Origin of the sequence: Caloranaerobacter longqiensis, from assembly GCF_050286925.1 — a bacterium.
In the GTDB taxonomy this organism is placed as follows: Bacteria; Bacillota; Clostridia; order Tissierellales; family Thermohalobacteraceae; genus Caloranaerobacter.
The window spans coordinates 1-22,359 of record NZ_JBFWFX010000018.1 but is presented as its reverse complement, the minus strand read 5'-3'; the positions used below and the strand labels follow the sequence as shown (position 1 = coordinate 22,359).

At 28.4% G+C, this 22,359-nt stretch carries 25 protein-coding genes and 1 pseudogene; 22 read left to right on the top strand and 4 right to left on the bottom strand.

The window, feature by feature from the left end:
• Positions 1-24: 24 nt before the first annotated feature.
• Positions 25-1,302 (bottom strand): S8 family peptidase, encoded by a 1,278-nt coding sequence (locus AB4Y15_RS11680; RefSeq protein WP_427340527.1) that lies wholly within the window; start codon positions 1,300-1,302, stop codon positions 25-27.
• 167 nt (positions 1,303-1,469) lie between these two features.
• On the opposite strand from AB4Y15_RS11680, the gene AB4Y15_RS11675 reads away from it, so the two are divergent.
• The 12 genes from AB4Y15_RS11675 (at position 1,470) to rlmH (ending at position 13,184) form a co-directional block, all read left to right on the top strand.
• A complete protein-coding gene (locus AB4Y15_RS11675; RefSeq protein ID WP_427340526.1) occupies positions 1,470-2,291 on the top strand; it encodes a peptidase MA family metallohydrolase in 822 nt (273 codons plus the stop codon).
• Between the two features lie 308 nt (positions 2,292-2,599).
• Positions 2,600-3,289 carry a response regulator YycF gene (gene yycF / locus AB4Y15_RS11670; RefSeq protein WP_427340525.1) on the top strand — a complete coding sequence of 230 codons (690 nt, stop codon included), beginning with the start codon at positions 2,600-2,602 and terminating at the stop codon, positions 3,287-3,289.
• A 2-nt stretch (positions 3,290-3,291) separates the two neighbouring features.
• The gene (locus tag AB4Y15_RS11665; protein ID WP_427340524.1) at positions 3,292-5,088 is read left to right on the top strand and encodes a sensor histidine kinase; all 1,797 of its coding nucleotides are present in this window, start codon (positions 3,292-3,294) and stop codon (positions 5,086-5,088) included.
• A 90-nt stretch (positions 5,089-5,178) separates the two neighbouring features.
• Complete coding sequence (locus AB4Y15_RS11660; RefSeq protein ID WP_427340523.1) at positions 5,179-5,856, top strand: hypothetical protein; 678 nt, start codon at positions 5,179-5,181, stop codon at positions 5,854-5,856.
• A gap of 6 nt (positions 5,857-5,862) precedes the next feature.
• Entirely contained in the window at positions 5,863-7,287 is a 1,425-nt protein-coding gene (locus AB4Y15_RS11655; RefSeq protein ID WP_427340522.1) for a two-component system activity regulator YycH, read from the top strand.
• 23 nt (positions 7,288-7,310) lie between these two features.
• The gene (gene yycI, locus AB4Y15_RS11650) at positions 7,311-8,147 is read left to right on the top strand and encodes a two-component system regulatory protein YycI (protein WP_427340521.1); all 837 of its coding nucleotides are present in this window, start codon (positions 7,311-7,313) and stop codon (positions 8,145-8,147) included.
• A gap of 269 nt (positions 8,148-8,416) precedes the next feature.
• On the top strand, positions 8,417-9,673 hold the full coding sequence (gene murA / locus AB4Y15_RS11645; protein ID WP_427340520.1) for a UDP-N-acetylglucosamine 1-carboxyvinyltransferase: 1,257 nt from the start codon (positions 8,417-8,419) through the stop codon (positions 9,671-9,673).
• A 79-nt stretch (positions 9,674-9,752) separates the two neighbouring features.
• On the top strand, positions 9,753-10,547 hold the full coding sequence (locus AB4Y15_RS11640) for an MBL fold metallo-hydrolase (RefSeq protein ID WP_427340519.1): 795 nt from the start codon (positions 9,753-9,755) through the stop codon (positions 10,545-10,547).
• Between the two features lie 17 nt (positions 10,548-10,564).
• The gene (gene htrA, locus AB4Y15_RS11635; RefSeq protein WP_427340518.1) at positions 10,565-11,809 is read left to right on the top strand and encodes a serine protease HtrA; all 1,245 of its coding nucleotides are present in this window, start codon (positions 10,565-10,567) and stop codon (positions 11,807-11,809) included.
• A gap of 205 nt (positions 11,810-12,014) precedes the next feature.
• Positions 12,015-12,182 (top strand): CxxH/CxxC protein, encoded by a 168-nt coding sequence (locus tag AB4Y15_RS11630; RefSeq protein WP_073197358.1) that lies wholly within the window; start codon positions 12,015-12,017, stop codon positions 12,180-12,182.
• Positions 12,183-12,282: 100 nt separating this feature from the next.
• Positions 12,283-12,708, top strand: a complete 426-nt coding sequence (locus AB4Y15_RS11625; protein WP_427340517.1) for an HNH endonuclease — start codon at positions 12,283-12,285, stop codon at positions 12,706-12,708.
• The gene (gene rlmH / locus AB4Y15_RS11620; protein WP_427340516.1) at positions 12,705-13,184 is read left to right on the top strand and encodes a 23S rRNA (pseudouridine(1915)-N(3))-methyltransferase RlmH; all 480 of its coding nucleotides are present in this window, start codon (positions 12,705-12,707) and stop codon (positions 13,182-13,184) included. Before AB4Y15_RS11625 ends, rlmH begins: the two co-directional genes overlap by 4 nt.
• Before the next feature lie 559 nt (positions 13,185-13,743).
• On the opposite strand, the gene AB4Y15_RS11615 is transcribed toward rlmH, so the two are convergent.
• Positions 13,744-14,436: a hypothetical protein gene (locus AB4Y15_RS11615; protein ID WP_427340515.1), complete on the bottom strand. Its 693-nt coding sequence runs from the start codon at positions 14,434-14,436 to the stop codon at positions 13,744-13,746.
• Between the two features lie 130 nt (positions 14,437-14,566).
• Between AB4Y15_RS11615 and AB4Y15_RS11610 the strand changes: the two genes are divergently transcribed.
• The 5 genes from AB4Y15_RS11610 to AB4Y15_RS11590 all read left to right on the top strand — a co-directional run bounded on the left by AB4Y15_RS11610 (position 14,567) and on the right by AB4Y15_RS11590 (position 18,169).
• On the top strand, positions 14,567-15,349 hold the full coding sequence (locus AB4Y15_RS11610; RefSeq protein ID WP_427340514.1) for a DNA methyltransferase: 783 nt from the start codon (positions 14,567-14,569) through the stop codon (positions 15,347-15,349).
• Between the two features lie 20 nt (positions 15,350-15,369).
• The gene (locus tag AB4Y15_RS11605; RefSeq protein ID WP_427340513.1) at positions 15,370-16,755 is read left to right on the top strand and encodes a phospholipase D-like domain-containing protein; all 1,386 of its coding nucleotides are present in this window, start codon (positions 15,370-15,372) and stop codon (positions 16,753-16,755) included.
• A 75-nt stretch (positions 16,756-16,830) separates the two neighbouring features.
• Positions 16,831-16,968 (top strand): hypothetical protein, encoded by a 138-nt coding sequence (locus tag AB4Y15_RS11600; RefSeq protein ID WP_427340512.1) that lies wholly within the window; start codon positions 16,831-16,833, stop codon positions 16,966-16,968.
• A 275-nt stretch (positions 16,969-17,243) separates the two neighbouring features.
• Positions 17,244-17,786 (top strand): DUF1643 domain-containing protein, encoded by a 543-nt coding sequence (locus AB4Y15_RS11595; RefSeq protein WP_427340511.1) that lies wholly within the window; start codon positions 17,244-17,246, stop codon positions 17,784-17,786.
• A 14-nt stretch (positions 17,787-17,800) separates the two neighbouring features.
• Entirely contained in the window at positions 17,801-18,169 is a 369-nt protein-coding gene (locus AB4Y15_RS11590; protein WP_427340510.1) for a hypothetical protein, read from the top strand.
• Positions 18,170-18,353: 184 nt separating this feature from the next.
• Here AB4Y15_RS11590 and AB4Y15_RS11585 read toward each other — a convergent pair whose 3' ends face one another.
• Complete coding sequence (locus tag AB4Y15_RS11585) at positions 18,354-18,707, bottom strand: helix-turn-helix domain-containing protein (RefSeq protein WP_427340509.1); 354 nt, start codon at positions 18,705-18,707, stop codon at positions 18,354-18,356.
• Positions 18,708-18,785: 78 nt separating this feature from the next.
• Between AB4Y15_RS11585 and AB4Y15_RS11580 the strand changes: the two genes are divergently transcribed.
• The 5 genes from AB4Y15_RS11580 to AB4Y15_RS11560 all read left to right on the top strand — a co-directional run bounded on the left by AB4Y15_RS11580 (position 18,786) and on the right by AB4Y15_RS11560 (position 21,927).
• A complete protein-coding gene (locus AB4Y15_RS11580) occupies positions 18,786-18,992 on the top strand; it encodes a helix-turn-helix domain-containing protein (protein ID WP_427340508.1) in 207 nt (68 codons plus the stop codon).
• A gap of 120 nt (positions 18,993-19,112) precedes the next feature.
• Positions 19,113-19,229: a zinc-ribbon domain-containing protein gene (locus AB4Y15_RS11575; protein ID WP_427340507.1), complete on the top strand. Its 117-nt coding sequence runs from the start codon at positions 19,113-19,115 to the stop codon at positions 19,227-19,229.
• 135 nt (positions 19,230-19,364) lie between these two features.
• Positions 19,365-19,502: a hypothetical protein gene (locus AB4Y15_RS11570; RefSeq protein WP_427340506.1), complete on the top strand. Its 138-nt coding sequence runs from the start codon at positions 19,365-19,367 to the stop codon at positions 19,500-19,502.
• Between the two features lie 47 nt (positions 19,503-19,549).
• Positions 19,550-19,984 (top strand): copper amine oxidase N-terminal domain-containing protein, encoded by a 435-nt coding sequence (locus AB4Y15_RS11565; RefSeq protein WP_427340505.1) that lies wholly within the window; start codon positions 19,550-19,552, stop codon positions 19,982-19,984.
• Positions 19,985-20,256: 272 nt separating this feature from the next.
• On the top strand, positions 20,257-21,927 hold the full coding sequence (locus tag AB4Y15_RS11560) for a copper amine oxidase N-terminal domain-containing protein (RefSeq protein ID WP_427340504.1): 1,671 nt from the start codon (positions 20,257-20,259) through the stop codon (positions 21,925-21,927).
• 292 nt (positions 21,928-22,219) lie between these two features.
• Here AB4Y15_RS11560 and AB4Y15_RS11555 read toward each other — a convergent pair.
• Positions 22,220-22,359 (bottom strand): annotated as a pseudogene (locus tag AB4Y15_RS11555) (transposase); the annotation flags it as partial.

Below are 22,359 nucleotides of genomic sequence, written 5' to 3'. Positions count from 1 at the left end.
AGCCTTTTGACTGAGCTAATTTTTTTAAATTCTTTTACTTAAAAGTAAGAATAACAATACAATAACAATGAAATTATCTCCGAATAAGTTTTCTGTATATGGTTTTTCTTTGGGGACATCTTCGATAGGTTTTTCTTTAAATAATTTTTCTAGACTAATCACACCGCTACCTTGATTATTATAGGTATCTTTTAAATCTACGCATGATTTCATAATCATTGCTTTAATTTGGCTTGGACTAAGGTATCCATGTTTACTGTATAATAAGGCACAGGCTCCTGATACCATAGGGGTAGCCATGGAAGTGCCGCTTAATGAAGTATAGCTACTGAGGTTGCTGCTTGATAATGACATGATATCGACACCTGGAGCTACAACATCTGGTTTTTTAAAACCTTCTTTTGTAGGTCCTCTACTTGAAAAAGGTGCAATGAAATCGTCGCTTAATTCAGGAGTTTTATTATCGTCTACTGCTCCAACTGTAATTACTTTTTTAGAATTACCTGGAGATAATATTGTCTCTTTAGCAGGTCCACTATTGCCAGCAGCAACAACAACGGTTAAACCAGACTTAACAGCTTCTTCTACGGCTTTTACAAGAGGATCTTCATTGTATGGGTTTGTAGGTGGGCTACCTAGTGATAAATTTATTATTTTAGTATTGTATACGTTTTTAGTCTTTATTACCCATTCTATTGCTGCAACTATATCTGATGTATTACCGCTTCCTGAGCTGTCTAATGCTTTCACTCCTAAAATATTACATTCTGGTGCAATGCCTGCATATTTGCCTTTTGACGAATACCCATTTGAAGCTATTATGCCTGAAACATGTGTGCCATGGCCGTTGTCGTCATATGGTGAGGTTTTATTGTTTATGAAATCTTTAAAACCTATAATTCTGTTTTTGGGTTTAGTAAGGTCATTATGGGGTGCTACACCTGTATCAATTACAGCAACTGTTATTCCTTTGCCTGTATATCCTAGTTCATGAGCAAAGTTACTTTTTATAGAAGAAGTTGCGATATCTAATAAGGCAAAAACTTTAGAATCAAAGCTTATATATTCAATATTTGGATCTCTTGCTAATTTGCTTATAGTTTCAATATTTAAGTTACAAGCTATTCCACCTACTAGAGGAAGAGAACGTTTAACTTTGCTTGACATACCTAATACGATATTGCTAAGTCTATTGAAATCACCATTTTTAACTCTAATAATAACAGGGATTTCTTCTTTAGATTTTGAATTGAGCTTAGCACTTACTATCGGATCAATTTTATATTTTCTTTGCCTCCTCATGCATCTCACCTTCCTATGATTTAATTTATGCATAAGAAGGCTAAAAGGTTATACTTTTAAGGTTTACATATATAAAAACAAAAATTACTAATGAAGTTTACATAACAACATGATATAATATCTATGTTCCCTCATATACATATTTAAAAGAAAGGGGGAACAATAGAATGAAAAAACATATAAAAAATATTTTAAGACTATTGATTGTTATAATATTTGTTTTTATATTTATCTCTGTTACTAATGTAAAATTTATTGGATATTTAAAAGATTCTATCAATGCTTTGTTTAATAATATAGAGAAGAAGAGGATATTAGCTAATATAAAAAATTATGGTATATTAGAAACTGAACATTTTGTTATAAGATTTGATGGAGAAAATGAGGAAATAGCATATTTAACAGGTAAAGTGGCTGAAAAATATTATAATGCGATTTGTGAGATGTTCAATTATTATCCTGAAGAAAAGAGCATTATAATAATATATAATGATGGGAATGAATTATTGAAAAATACACGTCTAAGTAAACAAACATATCCAATGGGTGTTTATTATAGTGGAGTGATTAACATATTATCTCCTAAACTATGGATAAATGATATTGAAAACTTCAATGTGATTTATGAAAAAGAAGGTCCTATTGTTCATGAATTTACTCACCTCATAGTCGACAAGATTACTCACGGGAATTACCCAATGTGGCTTACAGAAGGAATAGCACTTTATACAGAATATAAATTAACGGGTTTTGAATGGGGAAAAGATATTCGACATGTAGATGAAGTAGATATAAAGAGTTTAGATAAAAATTTTTATGAGTTAGACCAATATATTGCATATAGAAAATCTTTTGAAGTTATTAAAAAGATTTCTGATATCTGGGGATTTAAGAAATTAAAAGACATTTTAATAACTTTAGGAGAAGGTAATAATATAAAAAATTCAGCTAAAGCAGTATTGAAGATAAATTTATATGAGATAGAATAAAATGAAGTCAACCATTTGGTTGACTTCATTTATGAAAATTATGGGGGATGGAGAATAAAATATTACCGTGTCCTATATTTCGCATATTCTAATATAAATTATATTATATAATCAGACAAAATCCTACAGGACTTTTGACCTATTTAGAATAATAAGTCAGATTATGTTGACAAAACATACAGATATTAGAAAAAACATTTGAAGGATAAATTGGTTTTAATATAGAATTATAATAAAGGCGATGTTTGATTCATATACTTTAGAAAATTAACTTTTTTCACAAACTATAATACTCGGGGTGATAATTGATGAATAAGAAAATACTAGTTGTAGACGATGAGAAACCTATTGCTGATATATTAAAGTTTAACATAGAAAAGGAAGGGTTTCATGTTGAATTGGCATATGACGGGGAAGAGGCTGTGTTTAAAGCTTTTAACTTGAAACCAGATTTGATTTTATTAGATGTAATGTTGCCTAAAAAAGATGGTTTTCAGGTACTTAAAGAAATAAGACATAAACTTAAGACTCCTGTACTAATGTTAACAGCAAAGGAAGAAGAAGTGGACAAGGTATTAGGATTAGAACTTGGAGCTGATGATTACATAACAAAGCCTTTTAGTATGAGAGAACTTATAGCTAGAGTTAAAGCTAATTTAAGAAGAGTAGATATGTCGAGTGGAAATTCTAATGGAGAAATGATAGTTTGTGAAGATTTAGTTATAGATTTAAATAGATATGAGGTTAAAAAGAATAATAAGACTATAGAATTAACACTAAGAGAATTTGAATTACTTAAGTTCTTAGCGACAAAACCTGGGCAAGTGTTTTCAAGAGAACAATTGCTTGAGGAAGTTTGGGGCTATGAATATTATGGAGATATAAGAACGGTAGATGTTACTGTAAGAAGGTTAAGGGAAAAAGTCGAGGATGATTCTAGTAGTCCTAAGTATGTCCTCACTAAAAGGGGTGTTGGATATTACTTTAGGAGGGCGTAATAATGTTTAAAAGTGTTAGATGGAAATTTATAACTATTTACTTTCTATTAGTATTCATAGCAATGGTTATAGTAGGAGTATTTATTATAGAGAATTTAGAGAAACATCAACTTAATCAGATTTCTGACGATATGGAGTATCGTATTGAAGAAATCGTAAGATCTTCGGCAATACAACAAGATAATTGGGAGAAATCAAGGGAAAGTATACAATCTACTATTTCGAAATGGCCTTTAAAGACTACAGAAACTTTATATATATTAAGCAATTCACAAATACCAGAGATATTGGCAAGTAACAACAGAAAATTTCAGGGTAAGAAAGCTTTTGAGTGTAGGTTACTAAACTCAGCTTTGATATTATCTGCTTTAGATGGAGAAAAAGTTGATGCTATTATATCTAGTTTGGATAGAGCAAATGTAAAAGAGAAACATTTAGCCTATCCTGTATTTAATAAAATTGGGGAAGTTAAGGGCATTATATATCTTGTATCGGATTTAGAAGATGTATATGATACTATAGATGAATCTAAGATTATTTTAACCCAGGCAACATTATTAGCTTTATTCATCACAGTTTTTCTGGGTTTTTTTATTGCAAAAAGTATAACAGGACCGATAAATGATGTTACAATAAAAGCTGAAAAAATGGCTAAAGGTGATTTTGATCAATTTGTTGATGTTAAATCAGATGATGAAATTGGACAACTTGCTAATATGTTTAACTATTTGACTAAAAAGCTTAAAGCGACAATATCTGAAGTGTATAGAGAAAAGAGTAAAATGGATACTATTTTTACCTATATGGCTGATGGTGTGATAGCAGTAAATAAAGATGGAGAAATTATACATGCAAATCCGATAGTTTTAGATTTATTTGGATTATCTTATGAGGAGTTAAATAAAAAAAGGTATGATGATTTGGTAAGACCGTTAAATGAAAAATTGACATTAGAATATATTCAAAAGGCTGATAAATGGGAAGGCAGTGAAGTTTTTGAATATAATTCAGTAATATACAGAGCAAGATATGCACCGTTCAAAAATGAGAACGGCGATTATGGTGGGCTTATAGTAGTTTTGCAGGATATAACTGAACAGCAAAAATTAGAAAATATGAGAAAGGAATTTGTTGCTAATGTATCTCATGAGTTGAAAACTCCGATAACAACTATTAAAAGTTATACAGAAACTCTCCTTGAAGGTGCAATTAATGATACACAGTATTCTATGCAATTTTTAAAAGTAATAAATAATGAATGTGATAGAATGGCTAGAATTGTAAGGGATTTATTGCAACTTTCAAATCTTGATTTTAAACAGACAAAATGGAATATGACAAAAATTTCTGTAAAGGAGCTTATAGAAGAAACTTTAAAAAGAACAGCGATATTTGCAAAGGAGAAAAAACAAAGTATAAATGTTAAAATAGAGGAAAATGTTACAGAAATTTTTGCTGACAAGGATGGTATATTACAGGTAATACTAAACATAGTTAGTAATGCTATTAAATATACTCCAGAAAAAGGTAAAATAAGTATTTTTGTAAAAAGAGAAAATGATAATGTAATTATTACTGTTAAAGATAATGGAATTGGCATTCCAGAAGAAGATTTAGATAGAATATTTGAAAGATTTTATAGAGTAGACAAAGCAAGATCTAGAGCTTTAGGTGGTACAGGTTTAGGGCTTTCAATAGCAAAGCAGATAGTAGAAGCTCATAATGGAGATATAAAGATAAGAAGCAAGTATAATGTTGGTACAGAAGTAGATATTATTTTACCTGCTATGAGTGTGTAATTCAATTTTAATAGCGTTGTAATATATCTGTAATAATGTTGTTATATAATTATGCTGAAGTACTATTTGTACCTTTAAGGAGGAATAATCATGCTTAGGAAGGTGTTAACGGGAGCATTAATAATAGCGATAATAGGTACTTACGGGACAGTTGGTTATTCGGCTGGAAATGATAGTGAAGTAAAAAATAACGATACAAATATTGAGATTGTTGAAGAAGAAAGTATTATTGATATAATTTATCCAGAAGATAATTTGATTACTACTGATAATATTGTTTTGCTTTCAGGAAGAGCAAAACAAGGGCTTAAGATAATAATAGAGGTGTATTCTTCTGCTAGTTTGACTGATGTTGATTTTGATGTAGATATATCATCAACAAAAAATGATGGCAATGAGAAAAAAGATGGCGATACAAAAGATGTAAAAGAAATAGAAAAAACAGAAGTAACAAAAGAAACGAAAGAAGCAAAAGAAATAGAAGAAGCAGAAGAGACATATACACTTGAGTCAAAAGAGGAATTAGAAGTAGGAGAGTTAGGTGTATTTGCTAAGGAGTTGGAGCTCAAACCAGGGAAAAACAAGATAAATATATATGTTATTGATGATGAAGTAACTGATATTATAACTAAGTATGTATATGTTACTGATATGGAGAAAGTTAAGAAATATATTGACAATATTGAGAATATGAATTTTTCTGAAACTATTAAAAAAATGATAGATTCATCAAATAATCAAGATACTAGCGTACAACTTTGGAGATGATTCTAGATGAAAAAAGATAGAGCGAAGGCTTTTTTGCTAGTATCTTTGATTTTAATTAGTATTTTTTTAACACAGCAGCTATGGATAGAATTTCCGTTTACTTTAATTCCTTCTTTAAGAGAAGATAAAGACAAAGGGCTTAGATACAATTATATTCTGTCTGATGTGATATCTCCTGAGAAATATTTAATTAACTTTGGAGGTAGTTATACTATATTATACTCGGGCAAGAGAGATGATTTATGGTTAAAAATCAGGTCTTATTTGAAAGGTATTTTTCAAAATGAAGAGTTGAGTTATAAGGAGATAGATGAAACAGAAATTATTAAGAATGATGTTAAGAAGTCTATAAATTTGTTTTTTGCTGATGATATACCAACATATATGCTAGTAAAGGTACTGAACTGTAAGCCTTCGAGTTCAATTTATAGTAGCATAGAAAATGTACGGAATATCTATATTTATTTAGGAAGAAATCCCTATATAGTGCTCAGTAATGGAATTAATCATATAAAAATATACAATATTAAAGTTGATACTAGTATTTTAATAGATACATTGGATAAAATAGAAAGAGAAAATGTACTTGAATATTATTCAATCCGAATGTGGGGTATAGACAAGGATGTTTATATTCCAATTAATACATCAAGTTTAAGTTATATAATCCCTTACGTTTATGTGAATAATGAAATGAATACTGAAAACTATTTGTCTATGGAATCTGTAGCAAAAAGTTTTTTTGGAGAAGATTTGGGTTATGCTAGAAAAATAGTTGAAACTGATGGGTCTGTTATTTTTTTATATGGACAAAAAGGTTTGAAGATTTCAAAAAATGGTTTAATTGAATATTTTAATACTTTAGATGAAAATGTAACAGAGAGAAATCTCTTTATTAGTTTAAATAAAGCGGTAGACTTTATTACAAATCATTTAGGATGGCCAGAAGAGGCTTATCTGTCTTCTATTGAAGAAATAGAGTATAAAGGGAATAAAGGGTATAGATTTAGATTTGCATATAGAGTTAACAATTTAACTATTTATGCTGATAAAGATAAGTTTAGCAGTCCTATAGAGATAGAAGTATTTAATAAAAATGTAAAAAGTTATAAAAGATATATAAGGACTATAAGTAAAATTGAATATAAGAAGTTTTCTAAAGAGGAAGTTTTGCCACCAGAAAAGGTTATAGAAGCTAATTTATCTATGATTAAAGCAGATGTAGCTAAGAAAAATAATTTAAAAATAGAAGAGATTAATAATTTCATGATTTTATCGTTGATAGACGATATTAAATTAGGATATTTTGATTATTGTGATAAAAAATATAAGCAAAAATTAATAGGGGTATGGGTAATTGATGTAAATGGAATTACTTATATTTTTGATATGCATGATGGTAAGTTTGTCGATGGGGGGTTACTGGAATAGATAATTTTGGATGGTGAACATAAATGGATTGGTCAAAGGCCATAAATATACTGATAATAGCATTTTTAATTACAAATTTAATTTTGGTATATGTGCTTATTGATAATAAAAGAGATGAAAGTACCTATCTTACTGTGAAGGAAGAATTTATAAGAGAAGTTAAAAATCTTCTTTTGCAGAAAGGTATAAAAATTGATGCAGATATACCTAAAACTATTCCGTCTTTACCTCTATTGACTATAGAATATGAGATACAAGACCCTGAAAAATTAGCAGAAAAATTGCTGGGTGATTATAGTAAAGAAGTTGTTAATGGAGAGTTATTATATAAAAATGGAAGTAAAACGTTAGAAATAATAGATAATAAGAAAATAATATATAAAAATGATTCTTCTATTGAAATTTATGATGAACTTAACAAGGATATAGCAGTTTCGATTGCAGAGAATTTCATTAAAAATAATGATTTTGCTCAAAATGATTATGAATTAACGGACTATAGTTTTGATGGAAATAGACATATTTTAAGATATACTAAAAAGAATAAAGATATATTATTAGAGAAAAGTTATATGATATTTGAAATAGATAATACGGGGATTAAAAGATTTGAAAGGCTTTGGTTTAATTTTGTAAAGAAGAGTGAACGCAAGATAACGATAAGTGCTGCACCTGAGGCTCTTTTAAGATTACTTACAATGGAAGATGTTTATGGAAAAACTATAGTAGAGATAAGTTTATGCTATTATTTTGATCCGATAAAACATGGTGCAGGAGATTGGAAGAAGACATTAAAAGGACAAGCGGGACCAGCTTGGAGAGTAAAATTTAGTGATGGAACTTTGGTATTTATAGATTAAATAATTTATATAAAAAAATAGAAGAATTTTGAAATTTTCTTCTATTTTTTTGGACTAGCATATAGATAGCAATATACAAGATGCTTACAGCTAACAGCTGATGGCTGTTAGTCAGCAATTTAGTATTATTATAGTCTATTGGAATTATTCTATATTTTATTAATAAATTACTTTGTCAACAGGCTCATACTTGTATATAATATTATTATGGATTTAATATACCAAAGTGGAAAGTGGGGTGACTATACTGACTTTTGTCAGTTGGATACATGGAAAAACTTATAGTTGAAGGTGGAGTAAAACTTGAAGGTCAAGTTAATATAAGTGGATTTAAAAATGCAGCAGTTGCTATTATACCAGCTTCTATATTATCAGGGGATAAGTGTTATATAGAAAATATTCCTCATATTAGAGATGTGTATCTATTTAAGGATATAATGCAGGAGCTAGGAGTAGATGTAGAACTAGATAAAAACGGCACTATGATGATAGATTCAAGTAAACTTGATAAATGCTGTGCTACATATGATTTGGCAAATAAAATGAGAGCTTCCTATTATTTGATAGGGGCAGGTTTAGGAAGGTTTAAGGAAGTTGAAGTGGCTTATCCAGGAGGATGTAATATAGGTACTAGGCCAATAGACCAGCATATAAAGGGATTTGAAGCATTAGGAGCAGAAGTAGAGATAGAACACGGTGTTATTAGATGTAGAGCAGATAAATTAGTAGGTACAAAGATATATCTTGATGTAGTTAGTGTTGGTGCTACAATTAATATAATGCTTGCAGCTGTATTAGCTGAAGGCACTACAATAATTGAAAATGCTGCTAAAGAACCTCATGTTGTTGATGTTGCTAACTTTTTGAACATGATGGGTGCTGATGTAAGAGGAGCAGGAACAGATGTTATAAAAATAAAAGGTGTTGATAAGTTACACGGATGTACTTATAGCGTTATACCTGATCAGATTGAAGCAGGTACATATATGATAGCTGCTGCTGCTACAGGAGGAGACGTACTGATTAATAATGTTATTCCTAAACATTTAGAGTCTATAACTGCAAAATTAAAGGAGATGGGTGTTGAAGTAATAGAGTATGGTGACTCTATAAGAGTTAAAGGTTCAGATAATCTTAAAAGTGTAAATATTAAAACTTTACCATATCCAGGATTCCCGACGGATTTACAACAACCAATGACAGTATTATTATCAATAGCAAATGGTACAAGTGTAGTTACTGAAAGCATATTTGAAGGAAGATTTAAATATGTTGATGAATTGAAGCGTATGGGAGCAAATATAAAAGTAGAAGGTAGAGTTGCAGTAGTAGAAGGAGTAAAGCGTCTAAGTGGAGCTAAGATATCAGTAACAGACTTAAGAGCTGGGGCAGCATTTATAATAGCAGGACTTATTGCAGAAGGTACAACAGAGATAGATAATATTTATCATATAGATAGAGGTTATGAAAAAGTTGAGGAGAAGTTTAGAAATTTAGGAGCAAAAATTAAGAGAGTTAAAATTTAGCCGGGGGTTCACTCGGCTTTTTTCATTAATTTTTTTGTGCTATAATATAAAATATAATTACGAATTTTGGAGGACAAGGATGACTATTAGATTTTGTTCATTGGCTAGTGGAAGTAGTGGTAATTGTCAGTATATTGAAACAGATAGAGTTAAGTTATTAATAGATGCAGGATTAAGTGGAAGGAAAATTGAAAATTCATTGAAAGCAATAGGCATTTCGCCTGAAGATATAAATGGTATATTAGTTACTCATGAACATAAGGATCATATAAAAGGGGTAGGAATTCTTTCTAGACGATATAATTTACCTATATATGCTAATGAAAGTACTTGGAAGGCAATGGAGAATGATATAGGAGAAATAAATACAAATAATATTAAGATATTTAAAACAGAAGAAGAATTTGAATTAAAAGATTTAGGAATATTACCGTTTAGAACTTCACATGATTCAGTTGAATCTGTTGGTTTTTGTTTTTATCATAAAAATATAAAATTGAGTTTAGTAACAGATACAGGATATGTTAGCGAAGATATTAAAAAGAAAATATATAATTCAGATTTATTGGTAATAGAGTCTAATCATGATATAGAGATGTTAAAGATGGGTAGATATCCATGGTTTTTAAAAAAGAGAATACTAGGAGATACAGGACACTTATCTAATGATTTAGCCGGTGAAGTAATATCAGAAGTATTTTCTGGGAAAAGGCAAAGAGTGCTTTTAGCTCATTTAAGTAAAGAAAATAATTTCCCAGAATTAGCTTATCAAACAGTTGTTAATATTTTAATAGAAAAGGGTATAAAAATTGGAGAAGATATTATTATTGAACTTACACAAAGAGATAATCCAACAAAAATATATGATTTATAGCAGGGGGTGTTTTTAAAATGGATTGGGAAGAAAGAAGAGAAAATGAGAATGAAAACAATAATATTGATAATGCTTATGAAAATGAAACCGGTAATGTTAGTGGTTATTATGTTCAAGGGCCTATATATAATAAGCCTCACAGGAAAAAGAAAGGAGTATTTTCATATTTTATAGTGGCTTTGATAGCTGCATTAATTGGTGGAATAATTTCATCATATGTTACACCAGCATATTTATATGGAAAATACTTACCAGTTCCAGAATTATATAAGAAGAATGTAGCAGAAAATGTACAAATAAAAATAACACCTAAGGATAATATTACAACAGTAACTGCTGTGGCTAAAAAAGCCATGAGATCAGTTGTTGGTATAACTACTGTGCAGACTGTGGATTATTTTTTCTGGGGACCTCGTCAGGAACAAGGGTTAGGTTCTGGTGTAATTGTTGATAGTGATGGATATATACTTACAAATTCTCATGTAATTGCTGATGGAAAAGCAGACAAGATAACAGTATTATTTGAAAATGGAGATAAAAAAGAAGGAAAAGTTTTATGGTATGAAAAGGCTTTGGATTTAGCTATTGTTAAGGTTGATGCAACAAATTTACCAGTAGCCGATTTAGGAGATTCTGATAATCTTCAAGTTGGAGAATTAGCTGTTGCTATAGGTAATCCTTTAGGTTTGGAATTTCAAAGGACTGTAACTGCTGGAATTATAAGTGGTTTAAATAGATCTATTAGAACTGAAGGGAACAATATTATTGAAAATTTAATACAGACAGATGCATCAATAAATCCTGGTAACAGTGGAGGGCCATTATTAAATTCGAGAGGAGAAGTAATAGGTATAAATACTGCCAAAATCCAATCAGCAGAGGGGCTAGGTTTTGCTATACCAATTAATACTGCTAAACCCATTATAGAGCAGGTTATTAAAAAAGGAACATTTAAAACTGTATTTATGGGTATAGTGGGAGTTGATTTAGAGAAATATGAAAGAGCTTTAGGTATTGATTTAAAAGCTGATAGCGGTGTGATTATAATAGAAATTGCAGAGAATTCACCAGCAGACAGAGCAGGAATGAGGGCTGGCGATGTTCTATTGAAAATAAATGGTGAGGAAGTATTATCTATGAGTCATTTAAGAGGATTACTTTATAGATATAAACCTGGAGATAAAGCTAATATCGAAGTTATGAGAAATGGCAAAATTGTTAATTTAGAATTAACATTTGAAGCTAGACCAGACAATCGCTAGATGACTAACGAAGGGCTTGGCTTAAAATATAGTCAAGCCTTTTGTATATAAATTGATGTTTAAATGAGAATACTATAATTATAGAAATGTAAAATTGAAAATGTAAAATGTAAAGTTAATTGGTGATTATTTGTTATTAGCTTTTCGTTTTTTAAATATCGAACGGCGAATAACAAAGATTATAAAAATAAATGGAGTGATTTGTATGTATGTTGTTTGCAATGAACATTTAGATATTGCAATTGAGGAGTTTATTGATGTATATGAACAGCCACCTGATATCTATGAACTAGATAAAGTATCCTTTACCGATTGGACAAGTCCGCATACCTGTGATTTTTGCGACAAAAAGCCTAAATATTTAATAGTATAAACTGGTTACATATGTAGCTAGAATGTAAAATTAAAAATTTAAAATGAAAAATTAGTATAAAGAAAATATATGGAAAAGTTATAAATCAAGGTGTGATTTTGTGAAGCCCGGCAATAAGGACAAGCTGTATATTTATGAAAGAGATTTAAAAAGATGTTTCTATTGTGGGAAAAAACTTAAATTTCATCAGATTACACTAGATCATTATCTTCCTGTGAGCAAAGGCGGTACAAGTGATGTTTTCAATTTAGTAACTTGCTGTAAAAAATGCAATAAACTAAAGGCAGATTCTTTGCCAGAGGATTATGAAAGAGTAATTTTAGAACTTTTTTTAATAGCTGTAATTGATGATAAGGTTATAGGAAAAGGGTTGAATATAGATAATAAAAAGCTGAAAGAAGAATTATTGAAGGCTGATAGAATAGAAGGTATTACAGATAGATTTATATTTCAAAGTAATAGTATGCGGTTTTATATAAAGGATAATTATGTAACTAAAGTAGTTTATTTAGGAGGATGTGGATGAATATTACGATAATTTCAGTAGGTAAAATTAAAGAAAAATATTTAAATGATGGTATAAAAGAATTTTCAAAAAGATTATCTAAGTACTGCAAATTAAAATTAATTGAAGTAAATGATGAAAAGGCTCCAGAGAATTTAAGTGAAGCTGAGATGGAAATTGTGAAGAAAAAAGAAGGCGAAAGAATATTAAGTAAATTAAATGAAAACTCTTATATTATAACTTTATGTATTGATGGTAAAAGCTTATCTTCAGAGGAATTTTCAAAAAAACTTGACAGTTTAGCATTATCAGGAAACAGTAATATAACTTTTATAATAGGTGGTTCTTTAGGGCTGTCACAAGAAGTTATAAATAAGAGCCATTTTAAATTATCTTTTTCAAAAATGACATTTCCTCATCAACTGATGAAATTAATTTTATTAGAGCAAATTTATAGGGCGTTTCGAATAAGTAGAGGTGAACCGTACCATAAGTAACGGCGGTTTTTTGTTAAAGGATTTTTAGTTAGTTTTAGGTAGGTTTTGTTAAGTTTAATAAATATTGAATAATAGTCATTTGCAAGCTATTTGGTTTCAAATGGTTTTGTTTATTTTTGAATAATCATTTATATTATAACGGCGAAGACGACATTGGCGACGGCAAAATATTTTGGTAATATAATTTATATAGAGATAAATCATATTATAAATGACTGTGTTTTTTAAAAATATTCAAAATATAGGATTAAATATTATGAAAATATATTATATAACATTAAAAATAACAAACAAAAAATTTCTAGTGCAATTATTATTCTTAAAACTTTGTTAAAGAGTTGTTAGATATTTTTCAGATATTAATAGATTAAAAAAATAGAATAAAAGCCATTTGAGACTATCTAGTTTCAAATGACTTTACTTAATTTTAGTTATATGTTAGTGTTATGATAGTAGTAGAACGACAGGGACGACTATTTTGATAAAAAGCAGATTTATTATTGTTTAAAATAAATTTAATTGATAATATTAGATACATCTTTTATATTTATATAAATACTTATTTGTATCTGTCTGTCCAATTAAATCCTGTAACTTTATTTTTATAAGGTGATTTTTCAGCATGTTCAATTTTTAGCAGAGAATCATTTTTTAACATATTAAAAAACTGTTTATTTAAAAGGCTAGTTGTTAAATTAGCCGGAATACTGAAAAATTTTTTCATAAAATCATCAAAAGTGTTTAGAAGGGATAAATTTATGTTATAATAATCCGTGCCACTACCTGATGAATAGCGAGGGGTCAATCTTTCAGAAGTAATCCATCGTTCGTTTGGTATATCACATAGCAATGGACGAGGATGGTATGGGCAATAAACTAATACAGCAACATTGATACCTGCATTAATAAGATTTAAATAATTTTCTAATGCATCAGCTTCTATTTGCCCTATATTCCATTGTTTGTCTCCAAAAATATAACGAGGTGTCTTAGTAACTTTATATTCTAATAAAAAATCATTAGTATTGTTTGATTGAATTAATAGATAATCTGGTGTAAATCTAATATGTTTAGCAGTATTACTAGTTTTTGAAATCAATGTTTCTCTAACTTGATTGTTAATATGAGTTTCATATCCATAAGGATGATGAAAAATTTTGTATTTATTTTTTATTATGTCATTATTCCAATAAAAATTTTTCATATATTTAATGAGTGCATTAGAAATTTGTGTTCTGTTATAAAAACTCATAAGAACCCCCCTATGTTTTGTAAATATTTACTAGGTATTATAAATTTATTATATAATCTAATTTCATTTTATGCAAATTAAAATAATAACAAAGTCTAATTCAAAATTATAATAAAAAGGAGAAAAAAATATGAAGAGAAAAGTAGATTTAGATGGAAAAACATGGATGAAGTATTCGATTTCAATTTGGTCAGATATAAAAAAAAGTTTGTATGAACGAACTCTCAAACATCCAGCTATGTTTCCAATAGAATTAGCAAGTAGATTAATACAAATTTTTAGTAGCGAAGGAGACTTAATATTAGACCCATTTGCAGGTTCAGGTTCAACTCTAATCGCTGCAAAAAGATTAAAAAGATATAGTATAGGAATAGAGTTATCAAAGGATTTTGTAGAGTTGTATTATTCTAGAGAGGATAGAAACCAATTAACAGATGATATAAGTTTTGAGCCTACAATGTATAATGATAATGCTTTGAACCTTAGAAAAATTATTGAGGATGAAAGTGTCCAATTAACAGTTACTTCTCCTCCTTATTGGAACATATTGAATAGAAAAAGAACAGCAGATTATAAAGAAACGGTAAATTATAGCGACGAACAAGAAGATTTAGGTAATATAGAGTCCTATGATGAATTTATACAACGATTAAAAAATATTTTTCAACAAGTATTTTTGGTAACTAAAAAAGGCGGATTTTGTTGTATAAATCTAATGGATATAAGAAAGAAAGATAAATTATATACGTTTCATATTGATGCAATTAGTTTTATGAAAGACATAGGATTTGAATTAGATGATATAATAATTTGGGATAGGAGACATGAATACAATAATTTTAGACCTTTAGGATATCCTTATGTTTTTAGGATAAATAGAGCTCATGAGTATATCTTAATATTTAAAAAATAATGTTTACCTGGGGGGGTTTTGTGGAAGTTAGAATATTATCAACATATAATGATTCTATTTTAAAAGAGTTTAGAAAATCATTAAAATGGGCAAAAGAAGTAAAGATATGTGTTGCTTATGCAACTTATTCTGCATTTGAATTGTTAAAAGATGAAATTTTACAGTTTTTCAAAAATAATGGTTCTATGAAAACAATTTTTGATATTGAAAAATACATTACAGAAAAGAAAATAATTGAAGAGTTAGCTACAATACCAGGAGATTCTAGATGTAAAGTTTTTTTTGCTGATTTAAATAGTAATCAAGAATTTGGAAATTTTCATCCTAAATTATATATCTTTTATGATGATACAAAATATAATATTATAGCCGGTTCATCTAATTTTACAATAGGTGGACTTAAAAGTAATTTAGAATTTAATCTATGTATCAACGGAATTAAAGATGATTTTTTTTATAATGTATTGCAATATTTTGATAATATTTGGAGTTCTAAGTATGCAATTGATATACTAGACCATTCAGATATACTAGATAACTATCAAAATATAAAAAATATATATGATAGTAAACAAATAATAGCCAAAGAAGATAGAAATATTGAAAAATTTCATAATAAAGTTAAGAATATAATTTCTTCAAAAAAAGATTTTAATAATGAGTACTTCGCATATTTCTTAGGATTGCTTAGTGCCAATAGTGAAGTAGATATAAACAATAGAACTATAAAAATTCATTTGGATAGAGGAGTTGTAAACAAAGGAACAGAATATAGTGGAATATATTATTTCCCAGAAATAACTGATTATAGTATAACTCAAAAAGATGCTCATGAAAGGGATTCTAAGAATATAGTTGCTACTTTAAAAGAAATGTTGAGAAATTATAATGATACATCAAATGTAAATTATGAATATAATGGAAATAATAAATATACTATAAATATTATATTAGAAAAAAATTCTGTTGTTTATAAAAAATTATTAGAATATGATTTTTATAATTATACAAATAGGCAAAATAGAATTATTTCATTTATACCAAAGGAAATAAAGAGTACTAATGATGTTAAATTAATAAGAGCTTTTATTAGAGGATATTTTGATTTGAAAGCTAGAATTAGTCCAAGCGATGGAATATATAAAAAAGTTAATGGAAAAAGAGTATATTCATGTTTAAGGGTAGGAATAAGTATACCTAACAAATTGCCAAATTTAGTATATGAATTTTTGGAATTATTTAATAAGATAGGGTTGCATGATGGAATTAACTACACTAATCCTAAAAAAAGAAGTAAGAGAGAGTTTTTAATAAGAATAGATGTAAGGGTTTTACCAAAGGAACTTATTAGTACTCACTGGAAAAAAATATTCATATCAGAATTCATTAATTATCTGAATACATAAGTATTAATTGAAAAGTAGTTGATAATATCAGAATTAATGTATAAATTTGTATTTGACTCATGTGAGGTACAATTATTGTTGAAGAAAGTGATTTCTACTATAGTTTTGTATTTCCAGAAAGAAGTTGTAGGATATATAAATGAGTCTAATACATTAAAATTTGTTATGTATATAGAGAGTAATAAAAATAACCTTGGAGAAGTACAGTTTTAAATTGATTTATTGGTAAATTACATAGGCAAATAAAAGTATTTGCAAAGTATGTATAAGAATAAGGATTTAGCTATTTAACTAAAACATAAGTTATAGAACATTATTATAAGTACAAAATGAGATGGATAACAGTTAGGAATATTAAAAGACTGGGTTATAGATAAAAAATAAAAATGTATGAAGTAAAAAAATAAGCATATATAATAATATTGATAACAAGAACTCCAACAGATAATGAATCTGTTGGAGTTTTTACTTTGAAAGGAGGTTCGCTTATGCCCATAACCCAAAAAAGTACCATAAAAACAGAAGCACATTTCTCAAAAGACGGCAAGCACAGATACCTACTAAAAAAAGAATGGGACAAAAGAAAGAAAAAAGCAATGGTAATTATGATTAATCCAAGTTCAGCAGATGGTATGGTTATAGACCATACAACAATGTATGTAATAAATAACCTATCAAAACTTGATTTTGGTTCTGTAGATATAGTAAATATGTTTTCTAAAATAGATATAAGATTAAGTTCAAGGCAAAATATAAAAGAATTAGTGGATAAAGAAAATGACAATTACATTGAAAAATCAGCAGTAAAGGCAGACTATATAATAATAGCTTGGGGAAGTATTGGAGAGAACAATAAAAAGATTAAAAAAAGGCAAAAAGAAATATTTAATCTACTAAAAAAATACAAAGATAAGCTATATACAATTTGTGATTTAAAAGGAAGGGGTGGTTATCATCCATTGGATCCACAAGTGAGACATAGTTGGAAACTTGAAAAAATAAATTTAAAAGATGCCTTAAAAATAAAATGAAAGGGGAAATAAAAATGATAAAAATAGGACATAAACGAGAAGTCAAAAACATTAAAGATTTACCTGAAGAAGTATTAGAGGTAGTAAGAGGAATAGTTGCTACACTAGATACATACTATGGAAAAAATAGAGATGTAGATAATGAAGATGGCGGATATGTCTTAATAATCCAGTCAGAAGAAGATATTGAGAGACTAGAAGAATTTGATATTTACATTGATGAAGAAATATATCCAGAGTATGTAGATAGAATTAAAGTAGAAGAAGGAGAAGATTGGATTAATGCCTTTATTCTTTGTAATAACGAATTTGGAATATCTTTAATAATATCAATAAGTATTGCACCAGAAACATTACTTGATGAAATAAGCGAGGAGGTATAGACTATGAGAAGAAATCTAATTGAAATAAAGACTAAAGGCAAATGTTTGATGATAACTCAGAAAAACAGTAAAGGGATGATAAAAAGAATAGTTGGTAAATGTAAAGCTGGAAAGGATTAAAAATCCTCTATCTAAAATGGAAAATAGATAGGGGATTTTTTAATTGAAATATTTAGTCGAATAGTTATTTTGAATTTCTTATCATCCTTTTAGCTCGGATATAAGCAAGAAACTCACTTTTATCTTCATCCGACCATGAATTGAAATCTTTAAGTTCATCTAAAATCTTTAGAAATTCTGGATTAGACAGAAGCTCTTTGATTTCAGAATTAATTTCAACATCGTCTGTTTCACCAAGCAAGTAACTGACAGTAGTATTAAGACCTCTGGCAATATCTTTTAATCTCTCAAGTGATGGGTTGCTTCTTCCATTCTCTATATCACTTAGAAAAGAAATAGATATATCAGTCTTTTTAGATAACTCCTTTAATGATAGCCCTCTTTCCTTTCTTAACTTTTTAATACGCTTTCCAACCATAAATATTCCTCCTTGAAATTCCGTAAATAACGGATTACGGAATTAACGTAAAATAGACTTGGTTGGAGGTGGTAAAAAATGGGCATAGGAGAAAAGATAAGAGAAGAAAGAATCAAGAAAGGTTTAAAACAATGTCAGCTTGCAAACAAAGCAGGAATTTCAAATACGTATTTATCGGATATAGAGGTCGGAAGAATAACTCCATCAATAAAAACTCTGATGAAAGTAGCACAGGCTTTAAATGTAGATTGTACCGTATTTTTGAAATCTGATAATGAAAAGTAAAGTCAATAGGGCTTTTATAATACATTTTCAAGGGGCATTCAATTGGAATAGTAATTTGTATTCCTATGAAAATTAAAACATTAATTAAAACATTCAATTCAGAAGAGGAGGTTGTTAAAGATGTTTTGCAACAAGTGTGGCAATGAAATTCCAGATGACAACAAATATTGTTTGAAATGTGGAAATCAAATCATATCAGATGAAACTGTTAAAGACAAAGAAGTAGAAAAAGGATAAACTGTTGCAGTAGAAACAAATAAAGAAAATACTGTGTAAAAATCAATTTGTCTAATTTGTAAAGGAAGAGGCAAGAAAATAAAGAAAAGATATGCTGTTATCAGTATAATAATAACGATTTTCATACTTGTTCCAATGCTTTTTATATTTGGAACTATGGAAGGAAGTACAGGTTTACTTGGTTTTATACTTTTAGCTTCATCAGTTTTAGGTTGGGGATTTAAAAAACGTAAATGTCCTATTTGTGATGGTAAAGGCAGTATAAATCTATAATGTTTTCATATAAAAGCATAATCATATAGAAAGACAGGGGGATTTTGATGACTAACACAAAGAGGAAAAATAGATTAATAAACATTGCATGCATATTGATGATTTTAATTGTTTTAATGGGGAATATATTTCAATTACAGGCTTTTGCAGAAGAAGAACCTATTAAAGTCAAAGTAAATGGAAAAGAAATTGAATTTGAACAACCACCTGTAATAATAAACGGAAGCACTCTTGTACCATTAAGAAAAATATTTGAAGCATTAGGTATATCAGTAGAATGGGATAGTGAAACAAAAACAGTATTTGCATTCAAGGGAGGTATTGTAATAAGTATACAAATAGGTTCAAAAACAGCTATGATTCAAGATGAAGAAAATATAGAAACAGAAGTAGAATTAGACGTACCATCACTAAAGCTAGTAGAGTATGAAAGAAGCAAAAGAGCAAGTGAATTGATGGATGAACTACTAGGTAATTGGTAAATCAGATTTTTTATTTGATAAAACATAGGATATACTGCTTATAGTCATAAATACATTAAGGACAGAAACATATAGGGGCTTAGGTTATTATCTTAGGCTCCTACTTTTAGTAATTTTTACACCAATATTTATTCGACTAAATATTAGATGTTATCATTATTAATTTCAACCAAATGGAATAAATTACACATAATTAGTAATATTAAGCAGGAGATTATTAATTCATAGAGAAAATATATTCATGGACAGATAGATGAAAAGGAGAGATTGCTATGAAAAAAATAAGTATATTTTTAGTTATTATCTTATTAATGAATATTGCAGGTCCATTAAAAGTATTAGCTGATGAACAGCCAATTAAAGTATCTATTAATGGTAAATTAGTAGAATTTGATGTACCACCTACAATAATTAATGGAAGAACACTAGTACCTGTAAGGGCAATATTTGAACAATTTGGACTTGAAGTAGATTGGGATAATGAAACAAGAACTGTAATTGGCAAAAAAGATGGACTAGAAATTAAATTACCAGTAGATAACAAAAAAGCTCAAAAGAATGATAAAGAAATTGAATTGGATGTACCAGCAACTATAATAAATGGAAGAACATTAGTACCAGTCAGATTTATAGCAGAAAGTCTTGGTGCAAAAGTAGATTGGGATAGAGAATCTAAAACTGTAATTATTTCTAATGGTTATAGTCAGAATGATACAATACCAATGATTTTATTTAATGATAAAGCAATGGCTGACTTAACAAGAAAACTTAAGGAAGTAAATGGTACAGTTTTTGTGCCAATTAAAGATTTTTTCACAACATTACATATGAATGTTACGATAAAAGGTGATATGATAAATATAATTGGTAAATATAATGAAATAAATATGAATGTAGGAAGTAATGTTGTTGATATAGGAGATAATACTTTTTATACTCTTAACCAACCAGTTATTAAGATAGATGAGAAAATTTATATGCCTTTTGATTGTATATTAAAAGTGACAAATATAGTTAAACAAGAAATGGGTACATATGGAGAAGAAAATAAGTTATTTTCACTTACAAGAATAAAAAAAGAAGAATTGATGAAAAATAACCCTTTTACATTAGAAAGATTGACTCAATTAGTAGAAAACACACCAGTAGATAAAGAAATATTGGAATTTAGGAAAAAACCGAATAAAAGGAGAAATGGGCTAAAGAAAATAGAAGGTAAATATTTTGATTTATATTATCCCGATGATGATAAAGCTAAAGAAGTAGCAGAATTTCTGAAACCATATATGGATACTGCATATATTTATTTAGTTGAGTTATATGGACAACAAGCACCTGTTGAAGTTCATCTGATACATGAAAAAGATGCTGAAAATCTAAAAGAAGGTGATATAAGAGCAAAAGAAAAAGTAACTTTTGTTTGGATTGAACCTAATAATGATGATGGTGGTAATAACATTGCTGAATTAGTACATGAAATGCATCATAACTTTTTTAGTTATGTAAATAATGATTGGTCATGGGCTGATGACAAGTGGTCGTCATTCGTTGATGAGGCTCTAGCGAAATTATTACCTTCTTTATATGTAAAAAATGTATATGATGGAAAAACAGATATGTGGGATATAGAATCAGATTATACACGAACTTTAATAGGAATAAGAAAATTAGTGGGCAATGATTTTGTAACATTAGATGAAGCAGTAGATAAATATTTAGGGAAACCTAGTTCTTGGGGTAGAGCAGAAGGAAGACATCGTGTGGCCCAAAATACTGCACTTGCATTTTGGATGTATGTATATAATGAATATGGTATAGAAAAGATAAAAGAAGTATTAAGGACTATTGGTAAAGGTAATTATAAATCTAAATTACAAAAAATATTTAATAAATCAACGGAAGAACTTTCGGATGATTTAATTAATGCTATGAATGAAGCATAAAATAATACTTATTCATACTAAGTAAAGAAAGGGAATTCTCTTTAAAATAGAGAATTCTCTTTATTTTTATCCAAAATATTTGCTCGAATATGTGAAAATAAAAATCACAAATAAAACACTTAAAGATTATTTTTCTAAAACATTAGGAGGAATATCTATGAGTAGAAATCAACGTAAACGAGTGGATATAGTAACAATTAGAATATCAAAATTAGAGCTTGTAAAAGAAGCAAGTTTTTTCTATGAATCTGGTGAAGAAAGAAGGAAAATAATTAGCCTAAGAAATGCCTTGTTGATGTATTATACATCTTTGTATTTCAGATTTAGGAAATGAAGCCCCAATTGCTTCTTTTAGACCAGTTAAACCATCTACACTAAATATTAAAATATCTTTAACACCTCTGTTTTTTAGTTCATTTAATATTCCTAACC